The organism is Psychrobacter sp. CR212 (assembly GCF_059693765.1).
This window is the reverse complement of record NZ_JCATIF010000006.1, coordinates 106,651-128,558: the sequence shown is the minus strand read 5'-3', so window position 1 is coordinate 128,558 and position 21,908 is coordinate 106,651. Positions and strand designations below refer to the sequence as shown.

Below are 21,908 nucleotides of genomic sequence, written 5' to 3'. Positions count from 1 at the left end.
AAGCGACCCTATGAGTGGTCGCTTTTTGCATTTTAGACGACCGTTTAGATGACTGCCTCTTCACGCAAACGCTTCCCCTACTCTGTGTTGAGTAGAGGGAGCGTTGGTGAAATGTTGCCTTTGCTCACGAAACAATCTCATTTAATAAATATCTTTTGAACCTGATTTTTATTATTCTATCTGTATTATTTTTATCGATAGCCATTTATTGTGAAAACTATTCCTACTGATACGCCATCTCACATCAAATCATCCCAGCCTATTGGCCGCTTTGCCCCTTCACCAACGGGTGAGTTGCACCTTGGTTCTTTGACCACGGCACTTGCAAGCTTTTGCCATATCAAATCGCTCGGTGGACAGTGGCTGCTGCGTATCGAAGATACCGATACTGAGCGCTGTGATAGACAGTTTACTGAACAGATTTTGATGGACTTAGAGGTGCTTGGGTTGCACTGGGACGGTGATGTCATTTATCAATCTGAACGCATTGATATTTATAACGAATACTTGTCTTCATCGTTACGCCCATTGACCTACGGCTGCCAGTGCTCACGCAAAGACCTAGAGCAATATTGGGCGCAAGAGGAAATTAATAGACATCACAATAATGCTAACTTAACGCAACCATGCAATCAAACGCAGCCAAACAGACAGCGTTACCCACGACGCTGTGTTGCATCTGGCCTTGATAGGCAACAGCATAAATTACGTATACAGCTGCCAGACTATAAAATTGGCTTTCACGATGGTATCCAAGGACTGCAATGGGACAATCCGCAGCAGACACTAGGAGATATGGTGGCTCGTCGTCAAGACGGTATGATCAATTATATACTGGCAGCCAGCATTGATGACGGCCTACAACAGGTAACTCATATCATGCGTGGTTTGGATATTTTACCCATGACCACAGCGCAGATCAGTATCATGCAGGCGGCACAACTGCCAACCATTGACCATTGGTATCATCTGCCATTAATCAACAATACAGATGGTCAAAAGCTCTCTAAGCAGAATCTTGCACAGCCAATTGATACCTCAGATCCAAGCCAGCTTATCGCTGATGCCTTAAAACTCCTACAGCAACCAAAGGTCGATATTGATACACCAGAGAATATGCTCAAGCAAGCAATTGCTCAATGGGAAAATACGCCGCTACGAGGGAAGCAGCAGTTGAATTCGCCTTATTGAAGATAACTAAAAAGCAACTCACAAAAAAATAGATAGCAAAAAGCGCCACTGTTTGCGGCGCTTTTTTAGTGCTTGATCATAGAATGTATAGACTAACTTAAACTTTTTAGTAGTAGCGGCATTGGCTCTTTTCAATCTCAGGACTTTCTTTATATATTTTCAATAATAAAGCCACCATCACCAAGCTAATCAACATTGAAGAACCGCCATAGCTAAAGAACGGCATGGTGAGGCCTTTGGTAGGAATGGCACCCATGTTCATCGCCGCATTAATAATCGTCTGCGCAATAAACACCACACCGATACCGAACGCGGTATAGCTCATGCGCATTTGGCGACGTTTTAGCGCGTTGTAACTGATACGCATCGCACTACCGATAATCAATGCCTCAAGTATCAATACCATACTGACACCAACAAAGCCCAACTCTTCACCCGTAATCGCCAATAAAAAGTCAGTATGCGCCTCAGGCAAATGCGACAGTTTTTGCACGCTTTCGCCATAGCCAACCCCGGTAAACTGTCCACGGCCAAAAGCAATCAGACTACGTGCCAGCTGATAATCGGTATCCTGCACATCATCAAACGGATCCATGAACGACATCACACGTACCAATCGGTACTCTGCCGTGGTCACCATCAACACTGCGCCACCAACGGCTGCCGCACCCAATGCTAAGAAATGCTTATAAGGTGCTCCAGCGATATAAAAAATCGCAAATAGCGTCCCCAAAACAACGACAAAAGAACCAAAATCTGGCTGCGACAATAGCAGTATCGTTATCAGTACCACCACTAGCATAATGCGTAAAAAGCCATCTAGGCCATTACGAACCTCAAAAGAGCGGCGCACCACAAAATCAGAGACAAACACAATCATGACAAGCTTAGCCAACTCGGCTACCTGAAAGTTAAAGCCTCCCAGCGTGAGCCAGCGCTTAGAGCCGTTAATGGGTGTACTAAACAGCGTTGCCACCAGCAAAATACCAGTAATACCCAACAAAAGAAACTGCGTTTCAGTCTTATATAGCGTCCGTAACGACACACCATAATAAGGGATAATGGCGACGATTAACCCAATCGTCATGTACAGTAGCTGATTATTGAAAAAATACAGCTCCGTCATACCGCGACTGAGCGCAAAAGGAATAGAAGCAGAAGCCACCATCAGCAAACTAAGTACCATCATGCAACCTACGCTCGATAGTAAAATTGCACGTGCTGATGGCATAGAAAGCACACCATCTGAGCCAGAGGCTTGCTTGGTTTTGGGCGAAGAACGAAAAAAAGAGGAGAGCGCCATAATTTTATATACACTAACAAACGAAAAAACACGGCGTCTATGAAACGCCACCGTTTAAAAATTCATAAAATAAATCTTACTAGATAGACGATGATAAAAACCCTCAATCATCAAAAAATGCTTGAGCAATCATTTATCTAGCAATCAGAGTCATTACGATCGACAGTAGCAGCAATTTATAAGCAAAACAATCATTTATACGAGAAATGCTGCTTTGGTTAATAAGTAACTCACGTGCTACTACACCATCTAAGCTAATCTGTTCGAGCCCATAGCCATTTAAAACTTTTAACTGATAATCGTGCTATCTGATTGTGCCGTATCTAACTGAGCAACCAATCGACTGAAATGCTCACCGCGAGCCGCATAACCACTGTATTGATCAAAACTGGCACAGGCAGGTGACAACAATACCGCTTGCACTTGCGATAGGCTGCTGGCAGTGACTTGCTGAATAGTGACAAAGGCGTTTTCTAATGTTTGGCATTGATGCAATGCCACATCGTCGCTGATCTTGGCGGCTCGCAAATGCTGCTCAATCTGCTTGCCATCCTCACCAATGAACAATACTTGGCTGACGTACTGATTGATAAAGGGCGTCAACTCGCCAAACTGCTGGCCTTTACCTTGCCCGCCTAAAATCAAGAGAAGTTTACCATCTTTAGGAGCGTAGACGGCGCCCAATCCTTCGATCGCAGCCATGGTAGAGCCAATATTGGTGCCTTTAGAATCATCAAAATAGTCGATATTAGCAAAGCTCCCTACATACTGGCAGCGATGCTCAAGACCTGTGAATTGCTGTAACGTCTCGAGCATACTCTCAAGGGGCAACCCTGCAAGCTCACCGAGCGCTAAAGCTGCTTGCGCGTTTAGCAGATTATGACGTCCTTTCATCAACAGTTTGTCTGCGGACAGTAACCTTTCTGTACCACGCGCAATAAATGTTTGACCTTCCACATCTGTTATCAGGCCATACTGACCTTTGTCAGGCGCATGGATGCCAGTACTGATCCTTGGCAGATTGTCTGCAACCAATGGTCGGGTGAGTGCATCCTCACGGTTGATGACGACGGACTTAGCGCCTTGGAAAATACGATGTTTGGCCTGATGGTAGCCCAGCATATCACCATGGCGATCGAGATGATCTGGCGACATATTGAGGACAGTAGCAACCTTTGCCCCCAAATTTGTGACGGTTTCTAGTTGAAAGCTAGATAGTTCTAGCACCGCCAGCTCCATGTTCGTATTATCCAGCAAAGTGAGTGCCGGTATCCCTATGTTGCCGCCCACACCCACATTGATACCAGCGTCTGCTGCCATTTGCCCCACTAAGGTGGTCACGGTGCTTTTGGCATTGGAGCCTGTGATCGCCACGATCGGCACCGTACAAGCCTCACAAAAAAGCTGAATGTCGCTGACGACGGGAATATTTGCGTGACGAGCTGCTGCAATGGCAGGCATGTCAAGCGAGATACCAGGACTGATAATAATGCGGGCAGCTTGCTGCAATAATTCTGCATCAATGGTACCAAACTGACGAACCTCAATCTCATCTGGCAATTGTGCTGCCAGTGTAGGCGCGACCTGTGCATCTGTTACCGCCACTTGATAGCCTTGTTTGGCAAGATAATGCGCGACCGATAACCCAGACTGTCCCAAACCAACCACGACCTGTAGACCATTACCCTTGTGAATCAAGGTTTCTGTTGCGTTATGAGCGGTCATATCTATTCCTTCTATTGAACGAGCGAGATGTCATCAAGCACACTGATGCGGATAGCGACTCCAAATGACACCGTCGAGATGACAAGCATCATAACGGTATCGTTCAGATTTCGGTACTGATTTTTTATGTGTTTGTGCTATTATTCGCCTATTTTTATATTCAGTGGCTAATGCTATAATAGCTAACTTAATTGATGCGTGACATTGCTATATGATAAAGCAGTTCACCCAAGCATTTTAGTTTATCATGTTGTCACATTAATCGCGCTATTGTCACGTCTCTTTAGCAATGATTCATGTGTCACAACGGGATGTCAGACCCGCATTCTTTTCTGGCAGATTATTGATTACCCTCTACTGCAGCAAGTGATTGCTGATTCTATGTCTTACGATAGGCCTTTTTTATAGCCTATTTTAAGAAATCTGGTTCAAACCATATTTTAGGTAGTTTTATTGCTCTTATCATCTTTTTGAATATTGATGAGCGTATTTGTGATACCAAAAAAATCAGTAGACATACTTATGATTGACCTTTCACATTCCAACACGGCAACATGACCTGTGCATGTTGACGTAAAAGAAAAATGAATAGCTATTTTTAGTGACACGATCATTTTATAAATGAGTAATGATTACTTTTTTTGCCTCTAACCCTATGTAGTTTACTTATGATATCTTTTGTTGATAACTTGCGTGACGAGTGGTTCTCCAACGTTCGCGGTGACGTTTTATCGGGCTTGGTTGTCGCCTTGGCGCTCATTCCAGAAGCCATTGCTTTCTCTATTATCGCAGGTGTGGATCCAAAAGTCGGCCTATATGCCTCATTCTGTATCGCGGTCGTGATCAGTTTTGTCGGTGGTCGTCCAGGTATGATTTCGGCAGCAACGGGTGCTATGGCCTTAGTCATGGTTGATTTGGTTGCCGATCATGGTTTGCGGTATTTACTGGCTGCGACCTTATTGTGCGGTGTCATTCAGGTCGTCATGGGCATTCTAAAGCTTGGTAATTTGATGCGCTTTGTCTCGCGCTCAGTGGTGATTGGCTTTGTCAACGCACTGGCAATATTGATATTCGCCGCCCAGTTACCAGAATTAAATCCCATGACTGAACGTGTCGGTATGACGGTATATATCATGACGGCTGTGGGTTTGGCAATTATTTATCTGTTTCCACTTATCCCTAAAATAGGCCGTGTGATTCCCTCTCCATTGATTTGTATCGTTGGTTTGACAGCGGTCGCCATGTATATGAATCTTGATATTCGTAACGTCGGTAACATGGGTGATTTGCCAGATTCGTTGCCTGTGTTTTTGTTGCCTGATATTCCATTAAACCTAAATACATTGTTGACTATTGCTCCTTATTCTATTGCGCTTGCCATTGTGGGTTTATTAGAGTCTATGATGACTGCGACGATTGTCGATGAGCTGACCGATACGCCAAGTGATAAGAACAAAGAGTGCCGTGGTCAAGGCATAGCTAACGTGGTGTCAGGCTTCTTCGGTGGTATGGCAGGCTGTGCGATGATTGGTCAGTCAATGATTAATGTAAAATCCGGTGGACGCACGCGCCTTTCTACCTTGATCGCAGGTGTAGTACTGCTTATCATGGTGGTGTTTTTGAGTGAATGGGTCAGCCAAATTCCGATGGCAGCCCTCGTTGCTGTCATGATTATGGTATCGATTGGCACGTTTAACTGGCAATCTATTCGCGAATTTAAAACGCACCCTATGTCATTTAACATTGTTATGTTAGCGACGGTATTGACCACTGTCTTTACGCACAACTTAGCTTATGGCGTTGGTGTTGGCGTGTTGCTATCTGCCTTAGCATTTGCCAATAAGATTGGTCAGTTCTTAACCATATTCAGTGAGTACGATGATAGTAGCAATACCCGTTATTATTATGTTCAAGGACAGGTGTTCTTTGCCTCTACGACACAGTTTTTGAATAGCTTTGATACCAAAGAAGCGGTAGACAGCATTCAAATTGACGTCAGCAATGCACATTTTTGGGACATCAGTGCTGTTGATACCTTGGACAAGCTGGTCATGCGCTTGCAACGTGAAGGTATTGATGTCAAAGTGGTAGGACTCAACAATGCGAGTCGAACACTGATTGACCGCTTCTCTATTCACGATCGCCGAGATATTGGCTTATTAGATTAAGCAAATCTACGTCTAACTTGTCATTGATGTATGGCAAGGTTTTGTGAATCGATGAATGATTTGTGAATCGATGGATAAATAGACAGCTGCGTTGGTCAAAAGAGTTGGGTATGTACGTGATGCCTTAGCCCTACGCTGAGTGGCTGATTTTGATGATTAGAATGATGTGGCCGTTTTATGAGTAACTTAAAACCAGATAGTGTCATTGCTTGCTTGGACTGTCCTGATCATGTCCAAGCTGTATTAGAGGCCAGCATGTGGGCTTCTATTCGCTTGCGCGCGCCTGTAGGACTGCTACATTCAGTCCCAAGCTTACAGCAAAAAGCTGCGGTCAATTATTCTGGTTGTCTCAATATCGATGATGAAAATGCCTTGCTTGAGCAGTTCACAACCAAAGAGCATTTGGGCAACTGTGAGCTAAAAGCACAGGGCAAACTATTACTGTCTCAAGCTACCACGTATTGCGAGCAAAAGCCTCATAAGCTTAAAACTTATACCTTGCATCGTCATGAAAACCTGAACCAGAGTATCGATTACGTCGATGACAAGGCACAATTGATCGTCATCGGTCATCATGTCACGTGCAAAACGACATTAGGACAACTGATTAGAGTCAGCCACTGCCCCATTTTGGTGACACATGCACCATTTTTGCCCCCTACTACCGCTTTGTTTGCTTTTGACAACAGTCCAACATGCCATAAGTTACTTAATTGGTTGTGTAAAACCCCGCTCGTGCGTGCCTTGACCATTCATATTGTCATGATCGGTAAAGAAACCTCTGATAACTGTGACGCCCTACGTGAAGCATACGCGAAGCTCAAGCAAGCAGGTATCAAATCTAAAAAAACATTATTAGACTGCCGTGATGTTGCGGCGGCTTTAAATTACTACCAAAACCAAAACGATATCGGCCTACTCATAACAGGCGCGTTTGGCCAATCGCGTTTACGTGAGTTGCTACAAGGCAGCGATACTAAGAAGTTATTAGGCAGCACCAAAACACCATACCTCCTTTTTCCTAAGGCTTAAGCATCGTTTTATCTACACACATAGCCTATCTATATAAGCGCAGAGCACCAATGACTCTTTTGGTCTCTGCCGCTTACCGCGACCTCTCCTCTATTTAGCTTTAATCAGCTGTCATCAAACGTTCATTTTATTACTAAACTCAAGTTAGCAAATCGTCACATGAAATAGAGGGATAGCCTCCCCAAGCACCTAAAAAGTTGGTTATAATAAAGTTTTCATTAACCAAACGCTAAAGGTTGAGTCGCTTTTACTATGTTTATAATGATGGCTCTCATCATTACATCGTCACCCATATACTCTGTTGCAACCGCGGTTATTTTTGAATAAATAAACCCAATTCTACCTCCCCCTTGAGTAGGTTGGCACAGTTCTTGAATAACTTACCGTAAGCAAAGCAGAGATACGACGATGCACCATAATGCCTCTATCAATCTGCGGCATCACACAAATAAGGAATTTTTTATGAAGCTAATCACTGCGATCTTAAAACCGTTTAAGCTCGACGATGTGCGTGAAGCGCTTTCTGACATCGGTGTTAAAGGTGTTACCGTCACTGAAGTCAAAGGTTTCGGTCGTCAAAAAGGTCACACAGAGCTCTATCGCGGCGCAGAATACGTGGTGGACTTTTTACCTAAGGTAAAAGTCGAAGTCGCTGTGATCGACGAGATGGTCGAACCTGCTATTGAAGCAATCACTCGTATCGCTAGCACTGGCAAGATTGGTGACGGCAAAATCTTCGTCACTGCGCTTGAGCAAGTCATTCGTATCCGTACGGGCGAAACCGGACCTGATGCTATCTAGATTTGAGGCCATATCTATAAACATCGATTTATAGAGAAAGGCTCTTACTGCATTTTTATCTATCGGTCATACCGATATCTATATTGTAAATTCAAGGGGAATTTAAATGGAAAGTCAAATCTTTGAGCTCCAGTATGCGCTCGATACGTTTTACTTTTTGATCTGTGGGGCGTTGGTCATGTGGATGGCAGCTGGCTTCACTATGTTAGAGGCCGGATTGGTCCGATCAAAAAACACGGTCGAAATCTTAACTAAGAATGTCGCGCTATTTGCAACCGCCAGTATCATGTACATGATATGCGGCTACGCTATTATGTATGGTGGCGATCTGTTCTTGAGCGGAATTGCAGGCGGCGATACCTTAGTAGAAGACGCACTAGCAGCCTCTGCCGAAAATGGCTTTGGTGGTGACTCTGTCTACTCTGCAGCCTCAGATTTTTTCTTCCAAGTAGTCTTTGTAGCAACCTGTATGTCAATCGTTTCAGGTGCTGTTGCTGAGCGTATGAAGCTATGGGCTTTCTTATTATTTGCTGTTGTCATGACTGGTGTTATCTATCCATTAGAAGGCAGTTGGACTTGGGGCGGTAACGATGTCTTTGGGTTATTTAACCTAGGCGATATGGGTTTCTCTGACTTTGCAGGCTCTGGTATCGTCCATATGGCGGGTGCTGCTGCTGCTCTAGCAGGTGTATTACTCCTAGGACCCCGTAAAGGTAAATACGGTCCTAACGGTGAGATACGTGCGATTCCTGGCGCCAATCTTCCACTAGCCGCGCTTGGTACATTGATCCTATGGATGGGTTGGTTCGGTTTCAACGGTGGTTCAGTACTCAAACTTGGCGATATCGCCAGTGCCAACTCTGTCGCCATGGTATTCTTGAACACTAATGCTGCTGCTGCTGGTGGTGCTGTGGGCGCTCTGATAATCGCTCGTATCATCTTTGGTAAAGCGGATCTAACCATGCTCCTAAACGGTGCATTAGCCGGCCTAGTGGCCATTACTGCAGAGCCATCAACCCCTTCTGCGCTACAAGCCACTCTTTTCGGTGTTGCCGCTGGTGTCATCGTCGTATTATCAATCTTAGCGTTAGATAAAATCAAAATTGATGATCCAGTGGGTGCAATCTCAGTTCATGGCGTGGTTGGTCTGTTTGGTCTACTAATCGTACCAATTACCAACCCAGCATCTACCTTCATCGGTCAGATTGCAGGCGCTGCGACCATCTTTGCTTGGGTATTTGTTGCAAGCTTCATCATTTGGGTCATCATCAAAGCTGTCATCGGTATCCGTATCTCTGAAGAAGATGAGTACGAAGGTGCTGATATTGCAGAGTGTGGTATGGAAGCTTATCCAGAATTTATCAGATAAGATCTCTTAATAGTCTAAACCCTATCGTTCGATACGCTGATACTACTTACCGTAGTGTCAGCGTTTATTATTTTATTGAGTAACCTCCCCTTACTGACACAATAAAATGTAAAACATAAAAAATCCCGCAGTACCTTTCGGTAGTGCGGGATTTTATCTATTAAGTACAGATCTGATAAAAAACTACTTGATCGACTTATTTCTTTTTCCACTCTTGGCTACGAGAGAATGGACCAATATAGCCTCTTAGCTTCAAAGTATTACCACTTAGATTTGCCGTCATACGATAATCTTTGCCTTTTTCAGGATCAGTAATCGTACCACCGCTGTATTTACCGCCACCATCAGATTTTAGACCTCTAATAATGGTCGTGCCTATATGCTTTTTGCCTTTGGCTGAGTTAGTAGCAATGAGCGTACCTGTCAGTACCCCATTTGACTCAGTAATTTTTACCGTACCTTTTGGCTTGCCTTCATCATATGTCTGCCAAGTCGTATTGGCTAATGGGTCAGCAGCAAATGCCATACTAGCAATACCAATACCAGCAACGGCTAACGTGGTTTTTGTAAATAATTTCATAGATTGACTCCCTTCATACAATGATTGCTCGAAACATTATGTTTCTGATTTCCTAAGCTTATCCTTTGCTAGAATCTTTTATTACAAGCTTTGCGATTCTCTACTTATAAAGCGTAGGTTATCGATATTGCTCATAACTCTTTGTCAAAGATTTTGAGCGACATAAGCGATGTCTTGACTCATTATAATCAATTTTCCGACTTTGCCTAGTAATTTTTTTATACTTTATTATTTCTATAAAATAAAACCATATCAAAGACTTACAAGAAGGGATTGTCGATATCTTTGCCCAATTGGTCATCATTTTCCTTTGACTTATCATCATTATTATTATAAAGGTTTTTACTTTCAAATGTGTTTATGACCCGACTCATTAGCTCATGCAATTGCTGAGCGTGTTCATATCCGGATGCATCCAAAGTCAGGTCTAGATCACCATAGATGATGATTTTGTCCTTTTGGTTTTCAATAACAAGATCACCAACCTGCATGCTTTGGTGATCATTGGCGAATGGGTCAATCATGTGTGCATCCTTATGGTGTATTTAAAACTCAAAAAGTATTCTACGTTTTGCTCTATGCCTTTAACTGCGCAAGTAACCACTCCAAAATAGCCCAGACGAATAGCATCCAATCCGGCTCCTGAGCTGGCGCATCAGTTGTGTCTGAACTCTCACCTGCCTTCAGTGGCAAATCCAATGCTTCTCGCTTAGTTTGAATGTCCAACATCGGCAAGACATCGATACCGGTTTCAGCGGTCAGCTCATCGATACTAATAACATCAATGCGTTCAGATTCGTCATTTGGCGCGTAATATACCCCTGCTTGATCGGTCGCTGGAATGTAGACGGCTTTGAAAAAATGGCTCGGCACGAGCACACGATTGGCAAGCTGCTTGGTCTTAGTATTGGTAAATGCGACGCCAGTAATGGTATAAACCTCACCGTATTGCTGGGTCAAATAGCGAGTTGCCGATTCGATATTGCGCCAAATATAACGATTATTGCGCGGCGACTGCGGCGCGATATTGGCCAAACTAAAACTATCATATTGCTGACTGCGCGTTGCCATATTGGCATTTGGTGCTAGATGTCCGCGATCATAACCAGAACCTGAATAGTCAGATAATGACGCGCGTGCTGATTCTGGGAGCTTGCTTTCTTCATGGAAGCTATCTTCACGGTCGATCTGTTTGGCTTGCTGCAGACGTGTGCGATCTAGATGTTCTGCTGACCACAGCGGTGTCCGTGATACACCAGAGTACATAACGGCAAAGCCATCCATGCATAGTGTTTGTGTTTGATTACTTAGCTTGGTGTTGGTAAATTCAGGGTAAATCCCACCATAAAAGGACTGGCTACACTGCGTGAAATCATCAGCATGCGCCTGATTAACACCTATTATAACTGTCATGACAGTCATTAGTATGCTGTGTTTAAGTCCATATGTGCGCTCACGGAAACTTATCATTCAATCTTCAACCATTTATACTCATCATTGCGTATCTGCTATCCTAGCAGGCAGTTAGCAATAAAGAAAGATAGCGCGCAAGTCGTGACATTTTAAATGGTATCCGCTATACTTAGGCGTTCAAAAAACGGTGAAGTGGGTGAGTGGCTGAAACCGCACGCCTGGAAAGTGTGTATACGTTAATCGCGTATCGAGGGTTCGAATCCCTCCTTCACCGCCAATCTTATAAAATCTTAGTTTTCCCACCTTGACCCAATTCCACTCATATACCAATTAAACCCTTTATAAATAACGCGTCTAGCGTTTTTTTTATGTCTACTGTTTTCCCAACCCCACCCAACGTGACCCACCTATCACGTCGCTTGTGTTGGTCTATTCGTTGGTCTATTATTCATATAGACCGTAATTAGACCAACATTCGATCTAGATTTATACGCCTTAGACCAACATAATTGTCTTAACGCTTTGAATGTATAGCTCGTAGGTATGAGGAATAGACCAACATGTTAAGTGATACCAAAATTCGTAAGCTTAAACCAAGTGATAAGTGCATACCTTTGCGGCCTGACAAGTATACTGACAAGTATGGATTACAGCTTTTTGTGCGTAGCACGGGTACAAAATCATGGATAAGCGTTTATCGCTTTGATGGTAAGCAAAAAAGTATGACTCTTGGTACCTATCCACTCATGTCGCTATCTCAGGCCAGACAAGCCAATACTGAGATCAAAGCATTATTGGCTAACGGTATTGATCCAAAAAATAAAAAACGGCAAGATAAGCTTGCCAATATTTATGCGCAAAAATTTAATGACTATGCGCTAGACTGGCTTGCTGAACGACAACGTAACGTCAAGCCGCGTACTTATCAGCAAGACTATAACCGTATGCATAAAGACGTGTTATCTCATTTTGAAGGCATTGCTTTAAAGGATGTAAGCTTTGAAGACTGCCGATCAATGGCAGACGAGATCGAAAAGCGTGTGAACAAAAACGGTGAACCGCCACGTGAGGTTACCAGACGCACTATTGATTTGGTTGCTAATGTTTTGAAGCGTGCCAAACGCGAGCGTATCATTGAGCAAAACCCAATTGATGACCTAAAGGAACTCTATCCTAAAGCCAAAAGTCAGCACATGAAGCATGTCGATATCAGTGAGCTGCCTGGCCTACTACAAGCTATCGAGGGTTATCATGGTCACGACCAAACTAGATTAGGTATGAAATTCTTAGCCTATTCATTTTGCCGCACCATTGAGCTGCGTATGATGAAATGGGCACATATCGATTTTGCCAACCGTTTATGGCGCGTTGATATCGACAATCTCAAAATTGCGCGTAAGCATGTCGTACCACTATCAGATCAAATGCTCGCAGTGCTAGAAGAGATGAAAGCCATTACAGGGCAATATGAATACGTGTTCTATCATACGGGCATGCATCAACCGTATAGCGAAGAGTTCATTAATAACGCGCTAGATATACTAGGGTATGCGGGCAAACAGACAGGGCACGGCTTTCGCCACATTGCTTCAACCAATCTGAACGAGCTTGGCTACATGGGCGATGCTATCGAAAAGCAAATGGCGCACGATAAAAAAAGCAGTATCAGAGCGGTTTATAACCACGCGCAACACTTAGAAGAACGCCGTAAAATCATGCAAGTCTGGGCAGACTTTTTAGACCTGCTCAGAGAAACAGGCGAGGTCGTTGACTTTCAGACAGCACGGCAGCAAATTGAAAAGTCGCTAAATGAGCATAAAAAAGCATCACTTTCAGATATGGACAGCGATGCTCTGATACAAGCGTTAATAGATAAAGGTTTAAGCACTGAAGAGATACAATTATCATTGTCTAATAAAAATTAAGCTTTAATCAGCAAGGTGGCTTCTCAAAGACTTTGTTTCTACGAGGCTTAACATTTACATTATGGTGATTTTTTTTCTTATCTATAGGAGATGTAATTTCTATTGGTGGCTTAGTTGAATTTGCGTCAGGTAGTACCTCCTCTGTTGACGACATGTTCATATACTTTTCGTCGGCTTTATATTCTTCATAGTGCTCAAAAACTTGCTTCTCACTTTGGTCGTTTGGGGACAACATTTTCTTATGAGCGTCTTCAATGTATTTATTTATCAGTTTATTTGCTGTAATCTTATTTTTCTTTGTGAGCTCGTCTAACTTAGCCTGATTTTTCTTATATATTTTTATAATGCCATCGCTCGTTTTACTCTTAGAATCATATTGCTTTTGCCCATCCCATGCCTTCTTAATACTAAATAAAACATAGCTTCGTGGAGAATAACCCTTATTCTTTTCAGTTCCAATATCGTCACTTTCAATATTAGAAAGCCTATCTAAACTTGCTAATATAAGCTCATATTTTTCCTCAATGGTCTCAGGGAAAAACACACCTTTGAGAATAATGTGTTTATTCTTTTCAAGATAATCATACGCCCACTCGATCTGTTCATGGTTAGAAACATCAAGCCATTTTAATTCCTTATCCTGAGTGCGCCCTTTTAGGTACGTGGATTTAAATGATAATAAGTATGAAACTCGCCAATCCCCACCTCTTGATATTTTTTCCGAATAGTCTAGGCTAGTATTTACATTGCTATTAAAACTAATAATGTCATAACGTAATAAATTAGTTATACCATCTATAAGTTCATATCTACCTTTGTAAGCTTCAGCACTCAATGAATGACCAACTAGACTTGTCAAGAAAAGCGAGCAACGTAAATCATTTTGAAACCATTCAAGATATTTTTCAGGTACTTGATTTTGAGCTTTACATTGAATTAAAAAGTTGTATCTTTCAACAGGCATCGACCAATTCTGAAGATGACTAATCAGTAAATTCTTATAGTCATCATCATCATACTCTAAATTCTCCCAACTCTTGCCTAATAAATTATTCTCTATAAATAGTAGTGATCTTGCGTCATGAGCGCTCAATCTATTCAGGCTTTTGTAAAACTCTTCAATTTTTCTCCTACCAGATTTTATCTCTTTGATGTAGTCATCTGTCATTAATTTCAAGAATTGCGATTGACTGTACAGCATTGATGCTTTATTGAAAGGATAGTTCTGATTGTCAGGCAGCCTAGTTAATTGTCCGTTCTCCATGTCATTTCCTCATAAAAAATTATAGGAAAATACAGTATAAAACCTAGTTTTCATTAGGTTTTATACTGTATTTTTTATAGTTTATTTCTAGCAATAAATCCATGTAGGCCTTATAATTAAGTACTACAAGCCATCTATCTTTAATATATACTAGCTTACGATGAGGGTCTATAATTTTATTGCGTATTAAACGACGGGATGGTTAGCTACAGCGATGGATATTGCCAGTCTATACTAAATTAGCGTAGATAAAGCTAAGCAACTATTGAGTTAGAGTCTGCTGGATACAATAACTAGCAGCTTTAATCGAAAGTGCTAGTTTAGTAGCGGAAACATACTTATCAAGCGTAGTTCTAAGTCAGAGTAGATAGCTTTAAAAATTTGTGATATCCACCTGCTTTTAAGATGTTATAGCGGAATATTGTTCAGATTAATTAGTACTGCCGCTTAGCTAACTCCATCCCAAGTAACCACCTGTAGCACACAGCAATTTGAAATTACTTAGCGTGCGATTCTTCAACGTTAGCTGAAATACAGCTGCTTTCCGGCAGCTGATCCTTAATGGGTTATGTATATTATTAATACTATTAATACTCCAGTAGTCATTTATCCTATTGCTGAGAGCTCATCTCTCAGCGACTAACATTATAAAAATACAGACTGACCTGACCCTATGAACATTAATTTAATAGGATCATAATCATGCCATATTCACATCTCAACCAACCTCAAGTTGTCGCTAACGTCCATAGTCTCGTTACAGACGTACTAGCAAATACTATCCACTTTGAAGATGTCAAAAGTCAGTTGAACGGGTTGTATTACCCGTTCACGACTCACTTCAATACTGAGCTATTTTATTCACAGCCAATTGTCGCATTTGTTCATAGCACCAACGCTATCGTTGGTGAGTCATATCCCATTAATGTCATTTGGGGTCATGATAAAACACGGTATTTTATCAACATGCTGTCATGCTATAGAAATGACATTGAGCGTGAACGCATCACGTTCAGCTATCAGGAGTCGCAAAATAGAAACAATTTAGCGAATTACGTAGGTAATCTGACCACTCATTACTCAAAACTGCTATTTATCCGCATCGACTTAAAGTACGAAAAGCAGACCAGCCATCATGTATCTATCGAAGACTTTGACTTTCACATGAGCAAGTTCCGTGAGCTTATCGGTAATAAAAAGACGTGCTTTGAGCATTTGCAAGGCAATGCTTGGGCTTTAGAACAAGGCGGTATCGAGGGCGGGTTGCACTGTCATTTACTACTTATATATGATGGCTCAGAGCGACAGAACGATTGGTACTTGGCTAAAGAGGTGGGCGAAAAATGGAAGGAGGTAACCGCTGGTCTAGGCGAATACTATAGCTACCACGATAAAGAACGTAAGCAGCAGTATAGGCAACATGGCAAACTAGGTATCGGCATGATTCATCGTGATAACCCTCAGGAAGTCGAAAACGCTGTAGCTTCAGCTTTATACCTAACGAAGCCAAGCAAGAGTGAGCAGCAACTTAAACTTTGGTTACCAAACATGCGTACCTTTGGTCATGGTATTTATCGTACAAAAAAACGTAGAGGCCTAGCGCCCATATCAAAATAATTTTAGATATATGATATCGCCATGAGATGAGATAAGGAGCCATCGCGATCTTATCCATCTAACCCTCAACGTCTAATCAAGGTCTGCTTTCTAGCAGGCCTTTTTTATGCGCCACTATCAAGGAGATTCTATGAAACCTATCTGTCCCCATTGTCATTCAGCACACGTTTTAGAGAATACGGATACCAGTATGCAAAGCATGTCAGAGCATCTGTGCTCACCCAAGCTCTTAGTCAGTCTTGGGGTGAGCGTCTGTAAGTATTACAAGATTAATCCGATGATCGGGATGGTTGCAGGTGGCGCTATTGCCACCGTCATTAATCTGGCACAGCAACGGCTGATGCAGCCGCCATTACTCAGAGCGACTATCATGCCGCGCTATCTATGCAGTACCTGTCAGCATACCTTTAGTATCTGACGTCCTCATTTATTTACTCAATCAATTATCAAAGCGTTTAAACAATCAATCTTAAAAGGAGCATCAACATGGCACATTTAATCGAAAGCATGGCATACGTTGGCGAAACCCCTTGGCATGGTCTTGGCAACGAGCTATCCCCCAAACAGCCGATTGAGGTCTGGGCACGTGAGGCTGGGATGGACTGGCGTATTGAATCATCAGATGTCAGCTACATGGCAACCAATGATAAAGGGCAAAACCTGATCATGCCTTATGACAATAACAAGGTGTTGTATCGCAGTGACACCTTGGAGCCACTATCGGTAGTTAGTCAACGCTACCAAGAAGTACAACCAAGTGAGATATTAGAGTTTTATCGTGATCTGACTGAACAAGCTGACTTTGAATTAGAAACCGCTGGTGTACTTAAAGAAGGACGCAAGTTCTGGGCACTGGCTCGTACAGGTCAATCAGCAACGCTACGTGGCGGTGATGTCAGTCATGGCTATTTGCTACTAGCAACCGCTTGTGATGGCACGCTTGCCACCACAGCACAGTTCACCAATATTCGCGTGGTGTGTAATAACACCTTAGCGATCAGCCTTGCGAACGGTAATGGCGGCGTGGTGAAAGTACCGCATAGCACGACCTTTGATGCCGACAAGGTCAAGCAGCAATTGGGCGTCTCCGTCAGCCAGTGGGAGGAGCACGTTTATGAGATGAAGCAATTATCGGAGCGCCGTGTAACCCAATCAGAAGCAGCCAATTATCTCAGCCGTGTGTTCAATGACCAAGACAATGACCTTATCTTATTTAATAGCGCTAAAAAGCAAAAGGATGCGGTTCCTAATGCCAAAGCAATGAATAAGGTGATGCAGATGTTTAACGGTCAAGGGCGCGGTGCTGATTTAGATGCTGCCCGTGACACCGCTTATGGACTGCTATGCTCTATCACAGAATACGTTGACCATGAACGCCGTGCCATGAGTACTGATAATCGTCTCAATTCAGCATGGTTCGGTGCTGGGGCTAAGCTTAAGCAAAAGGGCTTAGAAGAATCGCTACTGATGCTTGCTTAATCAGAGATGTTTAACGTCTGACAACACAATCAACCACGCCTTAGCGCGTGGTTTTTTTATGCCCGTTATTTAACCAATTACATCAGTTCATGACACCATTTATAAGGAATGTATTATGGAAACCATCGCATTAAACACGACCACTCAGCCAAGACGCGCAAAGCGTTCAGCTGTCAAAACCAAAACAACGCGCCTACCTTCAAACACGAAAGCCAACATTGAGCACTCAACGCCTTTGGTGCCAAAGGCTCAATCAATCACCGCTAAGCGCCTTGTCAGTACCAAAGACTTGAGCCGTGAGGACTGGTTAGCCATTCGCAAGCAAGGCATTGGTAGCTCTGATGCTGCCGCCGCCTGCGGTATCCATCCGTACCTATCCATGCTTGAGCTATGGATGATTAAAACAGGACGCATGAGCTCAAACATTGATGCCAGTAGTAATAACGGCATTGACGGTTATTCACCACTTTATTGGGGCAATACGCTTGAGCCGATGGTGGCTAAATACTATCAAGAGCAGACATGCAATAAGGTACGCCGTGTGAATGCCGTCTTGCAGCATCCTCATCCTAATAATCACTTTATGCTAGCGAATCTAGACTATGCCGTAACAGGAAGCAGTGAGGTACAGATACTAGAGTGCAAAACAGCAGGAGAACATGGCGCGAAGCTGTGGAAGCATGGCGTACCGCTCTATGTGACTTGCCAAGTCCAGCACCAGTTAGCGGTCACGGGTAAGCAAGCGGCGCATATCTGTGTTCTTCTATGCGGACACGAAGCTAAGATTTATAAGGTTGAGCGTGATGAGCGCTTGATTGATTCCATTACGGAACACGAGCGTCTATTTTGGCAATACGTAGCAACGGACACGCCACCAACCCCTGACCATAGCGAGTCAGCAGCCCGTGCATTAAAGCTGCTTTACCCAAAGCCCAAACCCTCAAGCAAGATTGATTTGCGAGAAGATGACCGCGCTAATAGCTTGTTCGCTAAGCTGCTTAATCATCGCATGTCTATTGAAGAACTAGAGCAACGTCATGACCAGATTAAGCATCAGCTACAAATGCTTATCAAAGACAATGAGGTCGCGATCTTTGATAAAGGGGCTATCTCGTGGAAGCGGTCTAAAGACAGTGTCGGATTGGATAGCAAGGCAGCCATCAAAGCCCATCCTGAGCTACTCACTCAGTTCAGTAAAACCCGTCAGGGTAGTCGTCGTTTTGTTGTCTTAAACGATTAACCTGCTATCTATTCTAATCAACACACACAAACCAAATCTAGCGCATAAAAGCCCATCTATCAAAGATGGGCTTTTTTATGGCTAACTAAAACATATAAGGAATATCACCATGATTAAAGGTCTCACCATAACCCCGCCAGTATTAGGTCGTATCAGCATTGGACGTGTTGTTCAAAAAGACGGCAAGCGTCTACCTGCTAAAGACGATCAATTCACCATTACCAGCCAAGTGCAGAATAAGGACGGCTGGATCAATCATCCACTAGACGAAAAACTACGTGCAAATAATGACAGTAAGCTGAGACAAATTCCCGTGCGCATGTTGTTTAATGATCCGACACTAAACTTGCGAGCAGAATATACCCTATTTGATAGACAAACGGGCAGACCGCTATGTGTGGGTGACGGTGAGCAATGTCAACGGCGCACAAGCAAGGGTGTGGAGCAATTACCTTGCCCATCACCTGATCGTTGTCCACTGGCGCAAGGTGGTGCTTGTAAGCCATATGGAAGGCTATATGCAAATCTGAGTGAAGACGATGAGCTGGGTACGTTTATCTTTCGCACGACTGGCTTTAATAGTATTCGCACTTTAGCCGCACGTCTTAGCTACTTTGCAGCAGTATCAGGCAATAAGCTGTCGTGTTTGCCATTGCAACTCACACTCCGAGGTAAAAGCACAACGCAAAGCTACCGAACGCCGATTTACTTTGTTGATTTAACATTGCGTGATGGGGTGACACTAAAGCAAGCGGTACAAGATGCACAGGCAATTGATCAAGAGCTTAGCGAACACGGCTTTGATCAAGCAGCATTAGAGGAAGCAGCCAAACAAGGTTACGTAAATTCCTGCTTTGAGATTGATAGCGTTGGTCTGATGGATGTAGCTGAAGAGTTTTATCCAGTAGAGACAGATGAGGCCAATAGCAGTCCTCAAGGAGAGTCGAAAAATAGTGTTGCTCCCTACAATGTCGGTAATATTGAAAGAAGTCTAAGGGAGAGTGTGACAGCTATAAGTTAAAACAGTGGTAAGGATAGACGGCATAAGAAAGGAGTTGATTATTCAGCTCCTTTTTATGTTGCATATCTGGCCAATCATTGGACTACATGGGATGCCGTAAAAAAATATGGGACTCCGTAACTGTATGAGAGGAAATGCTCTCATTCACTCATAAGGAGAAAATCATGGAAAATTTGAATACAAGTACTCAGAACAACACTTCAATACTAAGCATGCCACAAATACCTCGCATGCTACCACTAAAGCAAGTCGTACATTATACAGGGCTTAGCAGTACAACTATTTACGATATGCTAGACAAAAAATCAAACCGCTATGATTCTACCTTTCCTATTCAGGTCAAGCTATCAAAAGGACGTGTAGCATGGGTTGAGAGTGAGATTGCAGATTGGATTGAAGGAAAAATTGTAGCGAGAGCTCACTAATAATGATAAGTAAGTCATTTCAAGTGGCTTACTTTTTATTTCTTGCTATTATCAGCATCAGATCAGAGCCCCAAACAATATATATAAATTATTGCTATTTTTTTCTTGTGAAATTTTTTCTTTTATAGACTATAGTTCAGCTTACAGTACACCTAAATACAATGATCGATCGGAAAACATTATCTTGTTTGTCAGTTTACTACAGGAAAGAGAAGAGATACTATGGCCAAAGAAGTACCATCTTATTCAAAATTTTTAGCTGCATGTGTGAACTATCTTTTAGAACAGAAAGGCAGTACAAGAACTACAGAGAATAAAATTATTACAGGTGCATGTCATAGACTAGGTCTTGATGAGAGTTCAATTGAATTTAGAACCATTAAGCTAAATTCAAGCGCAATTATTGATGATCAACATTATTATTTTCAGACATTTACAGATCTTGCTTTGGAAATTTTAGTATTGTCCGGCTACATTATCAAAAAGAGGCTAGCCGCTGGAACGAGATTTTACCTCTCCCCTATAGTTACGCAGCCTTTAGAAGAATTCAAATTAAGTATGCTTTCTAATAAAGCATTAAGAGTAATGGCCAGCACTGCAATACACAATCACATATACGATTTAATTTATTATTCTAAAAACGGCTATTCTTTAGATGAAATATCAGTAAGTAACGTCTTAGTTAGAACTAAAGATATGATGAAAAAGATGTATGGTAAGAGTGGGGACCTTTTACTTCAAGAATTGATATCAGTTTTAGAGCGAAATATAAATTGGATTATCAACAACGAATGCGAAGATTTGACTGTTAGCCATGTTGAAGAAAGAATGTCGCAAGAAAAGCAAGATATCAAAATTCAATTGCTTAATAAAATCAAGATTATAAGTCCCGAACAGTTTGAAAAATTATCTGCTCAATTAATATACGCGTTATATCCCAAGGCGGAAGTTGAGACTCCACTAATCCACAATGGCAAGTCGGGTGACATGGGAATAGATTGTATTGTTACAGTTCAGGACGCCTTAGGTCACCCAATGAAATACTATATACAGTGTAAGCGATACACAGCTAATAATATTGGTAGTCCTGATTTACAGAATTTTATCGGTAGTATCGCACCCTACTCTTTAAGACAGGGTATTTTTATGACGACTGCTAAATTTACTAAAGCAGCCTATCAGTATCTTGATTCTTTAGAACATCAATATACTATAAGACTAATAGATGGGGAGAATATGGTAAACCTGATGATCAAACATCGTATAGGTGTTATTGAAGACCACGCAGACTCAGTTCTAGAAATGAATGAACGATTTTTTCGTGATCTTGGTTAGACTACTCTAAAGAGTTTAAA

At 42.4% G+C, this 21,908-nt stretch carries 19 protein-coding genes and 1 tRNA gene; 14 read left to right on the top strand and 6 right to left on the bottom strand.

The genetic code is table 11. From position 1 onward, the window contains the following. The first annotated feature begins 210 nt into the window (after positions 1-210). On the top strand, positions 211-1,191 hold the full coding sequence (gene gluQRS, locus AC58CZ_RS11475; protein WP_494224542.1) for a tRNA glutamyl-Q(34) synthetase GluQRS: 981 nt from the start codon (positions 211-213) through the stop codon (positions 1,189-1,191). Positions 1,192-1,297: 106 nt separating this feature from the next. On the opposite strand, the gene AC58CZ_RS11470 is transcribed toward gluQRS, so the two are convergent. Both AC58CZ_RS11470 and murD read right to left on the bottom strand, forming a co-directional pair. After that, on the bottom strand, positions 1,298-2,494 hold the full coding sequence (locus tag AC58CZ_RS11470; RefSeq protein ID WP_494224541.1) for an FtsW/RodA/SpoVE family cell cycle protein: 1,197 nt from the start codon (positions 2,492-2,494) through the stop codon (positions 1,298-1,300). Between the two features lie 288 nt (positions 2,495-2,782). Continuing rightward, entirely contained in the window at positions 2,783-4,219 is a 1,437-nt protein-coding gene (gene murD, locus AC58CZ_RS11465) for a UDP-N-acetylmuramoyl-L-alanine--D-glutamate ligase (RefSeq protein ID WP_494224540.1), read from the bottom strand. Between the two features lie 668 nt (positions 4,220-4,887). On the opposite strand from murD, the gene AC58CZ_RS11460 reads away from it, so the two are divergent. The 4 genes from AC58CZ_RS11460 (at position 4,888) to AC58CZ_RS11445 (ending at position 9,589) form a co-directional block, all read left to right on the top strand. Further along, positions 4,888-6,387, top strand: a complete 1,500-nt coding sequence (locus AC58CZ_RS11460) for a SulP family inorganic anion transporter (RefSeq protein WP_494224539.1) — start codon at positions 4,888-4,890, stop codon at positions 6,385-6,387. A 177-nt stretch (positions 6,388-6,564) separates the two neighbouring features. Further along, positions 6,565-7,419: a universal stress protein gene (locus tag AC58CZ_RS11455; protein ID WP_494224538.1), complete on the top strand. Its 855-nt coding sequence runs from the start codon at positions 6,565-6,567 to the stop codon at positions 7,417-7,419. A gap of 462 nt (positions 7,420-7,881) precedes the next feature. Further along, entirely contained in the window at positions 7,882-8,220 is a 339-nt protein-coding gene (locus AC58CZ_RS11450; protein WP_010197981.1) for a P-II family nitrogen regulator, read from the top strand. A 106-nt stretch (positions 8,221-8,326) separates the two neighbouring features. Next, entirely contained in the window at positions 8,327-9,589 is a 1,263-nt protein-coding gene (locus tag AC58CZ_RS11445; RefSeq protein WP_494224537.1) for an ammonium transporter, read from the top strand. Positions 9,590-9,785: 196 nt separating this feature from the next. Here the strand turns inward: AC58CZ_RS11445 and AC58CZ_RS11440 are convergent, their stop codons facing one another. From AC58CZ_RS11440 to AC58CZ_RS11430, 3 genes are all read right to left on the bottom strand, one after another. After that, positions 9,786-10,169, bottom strand: coding sequence for a DUF2147 domain-containing protein (locus AC58CZ_RS11440; protein ID WP_058023491.1), 384 nt, complete (start codon positions 10,167-10,169; stop codon positions 9,786-9,788). A gap of 260 nt (positions 10,170-10,429) precedes the next feature. Next, positions 10,430-10,693 (bottom strand): hypothetical protein, encoded by a 264-nt coding sequence (locus AC58CZ_RS11435; RefSeq protein WP_075106466.1) that lies wholly within the window; start codon positions 10,691-10,693, stop codon positions 10,430-10,432. A gap of 52 nt (positions 10,694-10,745) precedes the next feature. Beyond that, complete coding sequence (locus tag AC58CZ_RS11430; protein WP_494224536.1) at positions 10,746-11,582, bottom strand: DNA/RNA non-specific endonuclease; 837 nt, start codon at positions 11,580-11,582, stop codon at positions 10,746-10,748. 186 nt (positions 11,583-11,768) lie between these two features. Between AC58CZ_RS11430 and AC58CZ_RS11425 the strand changes: the two genes are divergently transcribed. Both AC58CZ_RS11425 and AC58CZ_RS11420 read left to right on the top strand, forming a co-directional pair. Further along, positions 11,769-11,859 (top strand) — tRNA-Ser (locus AC58CZ_RS11425). Between the two features lie 283 nt (positions 11,860-12,142). After that, positions 12,143-13,507, top strand: a complete 1,365-nt coding sequence (locus tag AC58CZ_RS11420) for a tyrosine-type recombinase/integrase (RefSeq protein ID WP_340050114.1) — start codon at positions 12,143-12,145, stop codon at positions 13,505-13,507. 7 nt (positions 13,508-13,514) lie between these two features. Here AC58CZ_RS11420 and AC58CZ_RS11415 read toward each other — a convergent pair whose 3' ends face one another. Beyond that, positions 13,515-14,771 (bottom strand): hypothetical protein, encoded by a 1,257-nt coding sequence (locus tag AC58CZ_RS11415; protein WP_494224535.1) that lies wholly within the window; start codon positions 14,769-14,771, stop codon positions 13,515-13,517. Between the two features lie 702 nt (positions 14,772-15,473). Here AC58CZ_RS11415 and AC58CZ_RS11410 point away from each other — a divergent pair. From AC58CZ_RS11410 to AC58CZ_RS11380, 7 genes are all read left to right on the top strand, one after another. Then, complete coding sequence (locus tag AC58CZ_RS11410; protein ID WP_340050112.1) at positions 15,474-16,388, top strand: YagK/YfjJ domain-containing protein; 915 nt, start codon at positions 15,474-15,476, stop codon at positions 16,386-16,388. Positions 16,389-16,518: 130 nt separating this feature from the next. Further along, the gene (locus AC58CZ_RS11405) at positions 16,519-16,806 is read left to right on the top strand and encodes a hypothetical protein (protein WP_160022058.1); all 288 of its coding nucleotides are present in this window, start codon (positions 16,519-16,521) and stop codon (positions 16,804-16,806) included. A gap of 68 nt (positions 16,807-16,874) precedes the next feature. Further along, the gene (locus tag AC58CZ_RS11400; protein WP_494224534.1) at positions 16,875-17,867 is read left to right on the top strand and encodes a DUF932 domain-containing protein; all 993 of its coding nucleotides are present in this window, start codon (positions 16,875-16,877) and stop codon (positions 17,865-17,867) included. Between the two features lie 115 nt (positions 17,868-17,982). Next, positions 17,983-19,107, top strand: a complete 1,125-nt coding sequence (locus tag AC58CZ_RS11395) for a lambda-exonuclease family protein (RefSeq protein WP_494224533.1) — start codon at positions 17,983-17,985, stop codon at positions 19,105-19,107. Positions 19,108-19,216: 109 nt separating this feature from the next. Further along, positions 19,217-20,128, top strand: a complete 912-nt coding sequence (locus AC58CZ_RS11390; RefSeq protein WP_494224532.1) for a recombination directionality factor — start codon at positions 19,217-19,219, stop codon at positions 20,126-20,128. A 164-nt stretch (positions 20,129-20,292) separates the two neighbouring features. Further along, positions 20,293-20,553 (top strand): AlpA family phage regulatory protein, encoded by a 261-nt coding sequence (locus AC58CZ_RS11385; protein WP_494224531.1) that lies wholly within the window; start codon positions 20,293-20,295, stop codon positions 20,551-20,553. 222 nt (positions 20,554-20,775) lie between these two features. After that, positions 20,776-21,888 (top strand): restriction endonuclease, encoded by a 1,113-nt coding sequence (locus tag AC58CZ_RS11380; RefSeq protein WP_494224530.1) that lies wholly within the window; start codon positions 20,776-20,778, stop codon positions 21,886-21,888. Positions 21,889-21,908: the final 20 nt, after the last annotated feature.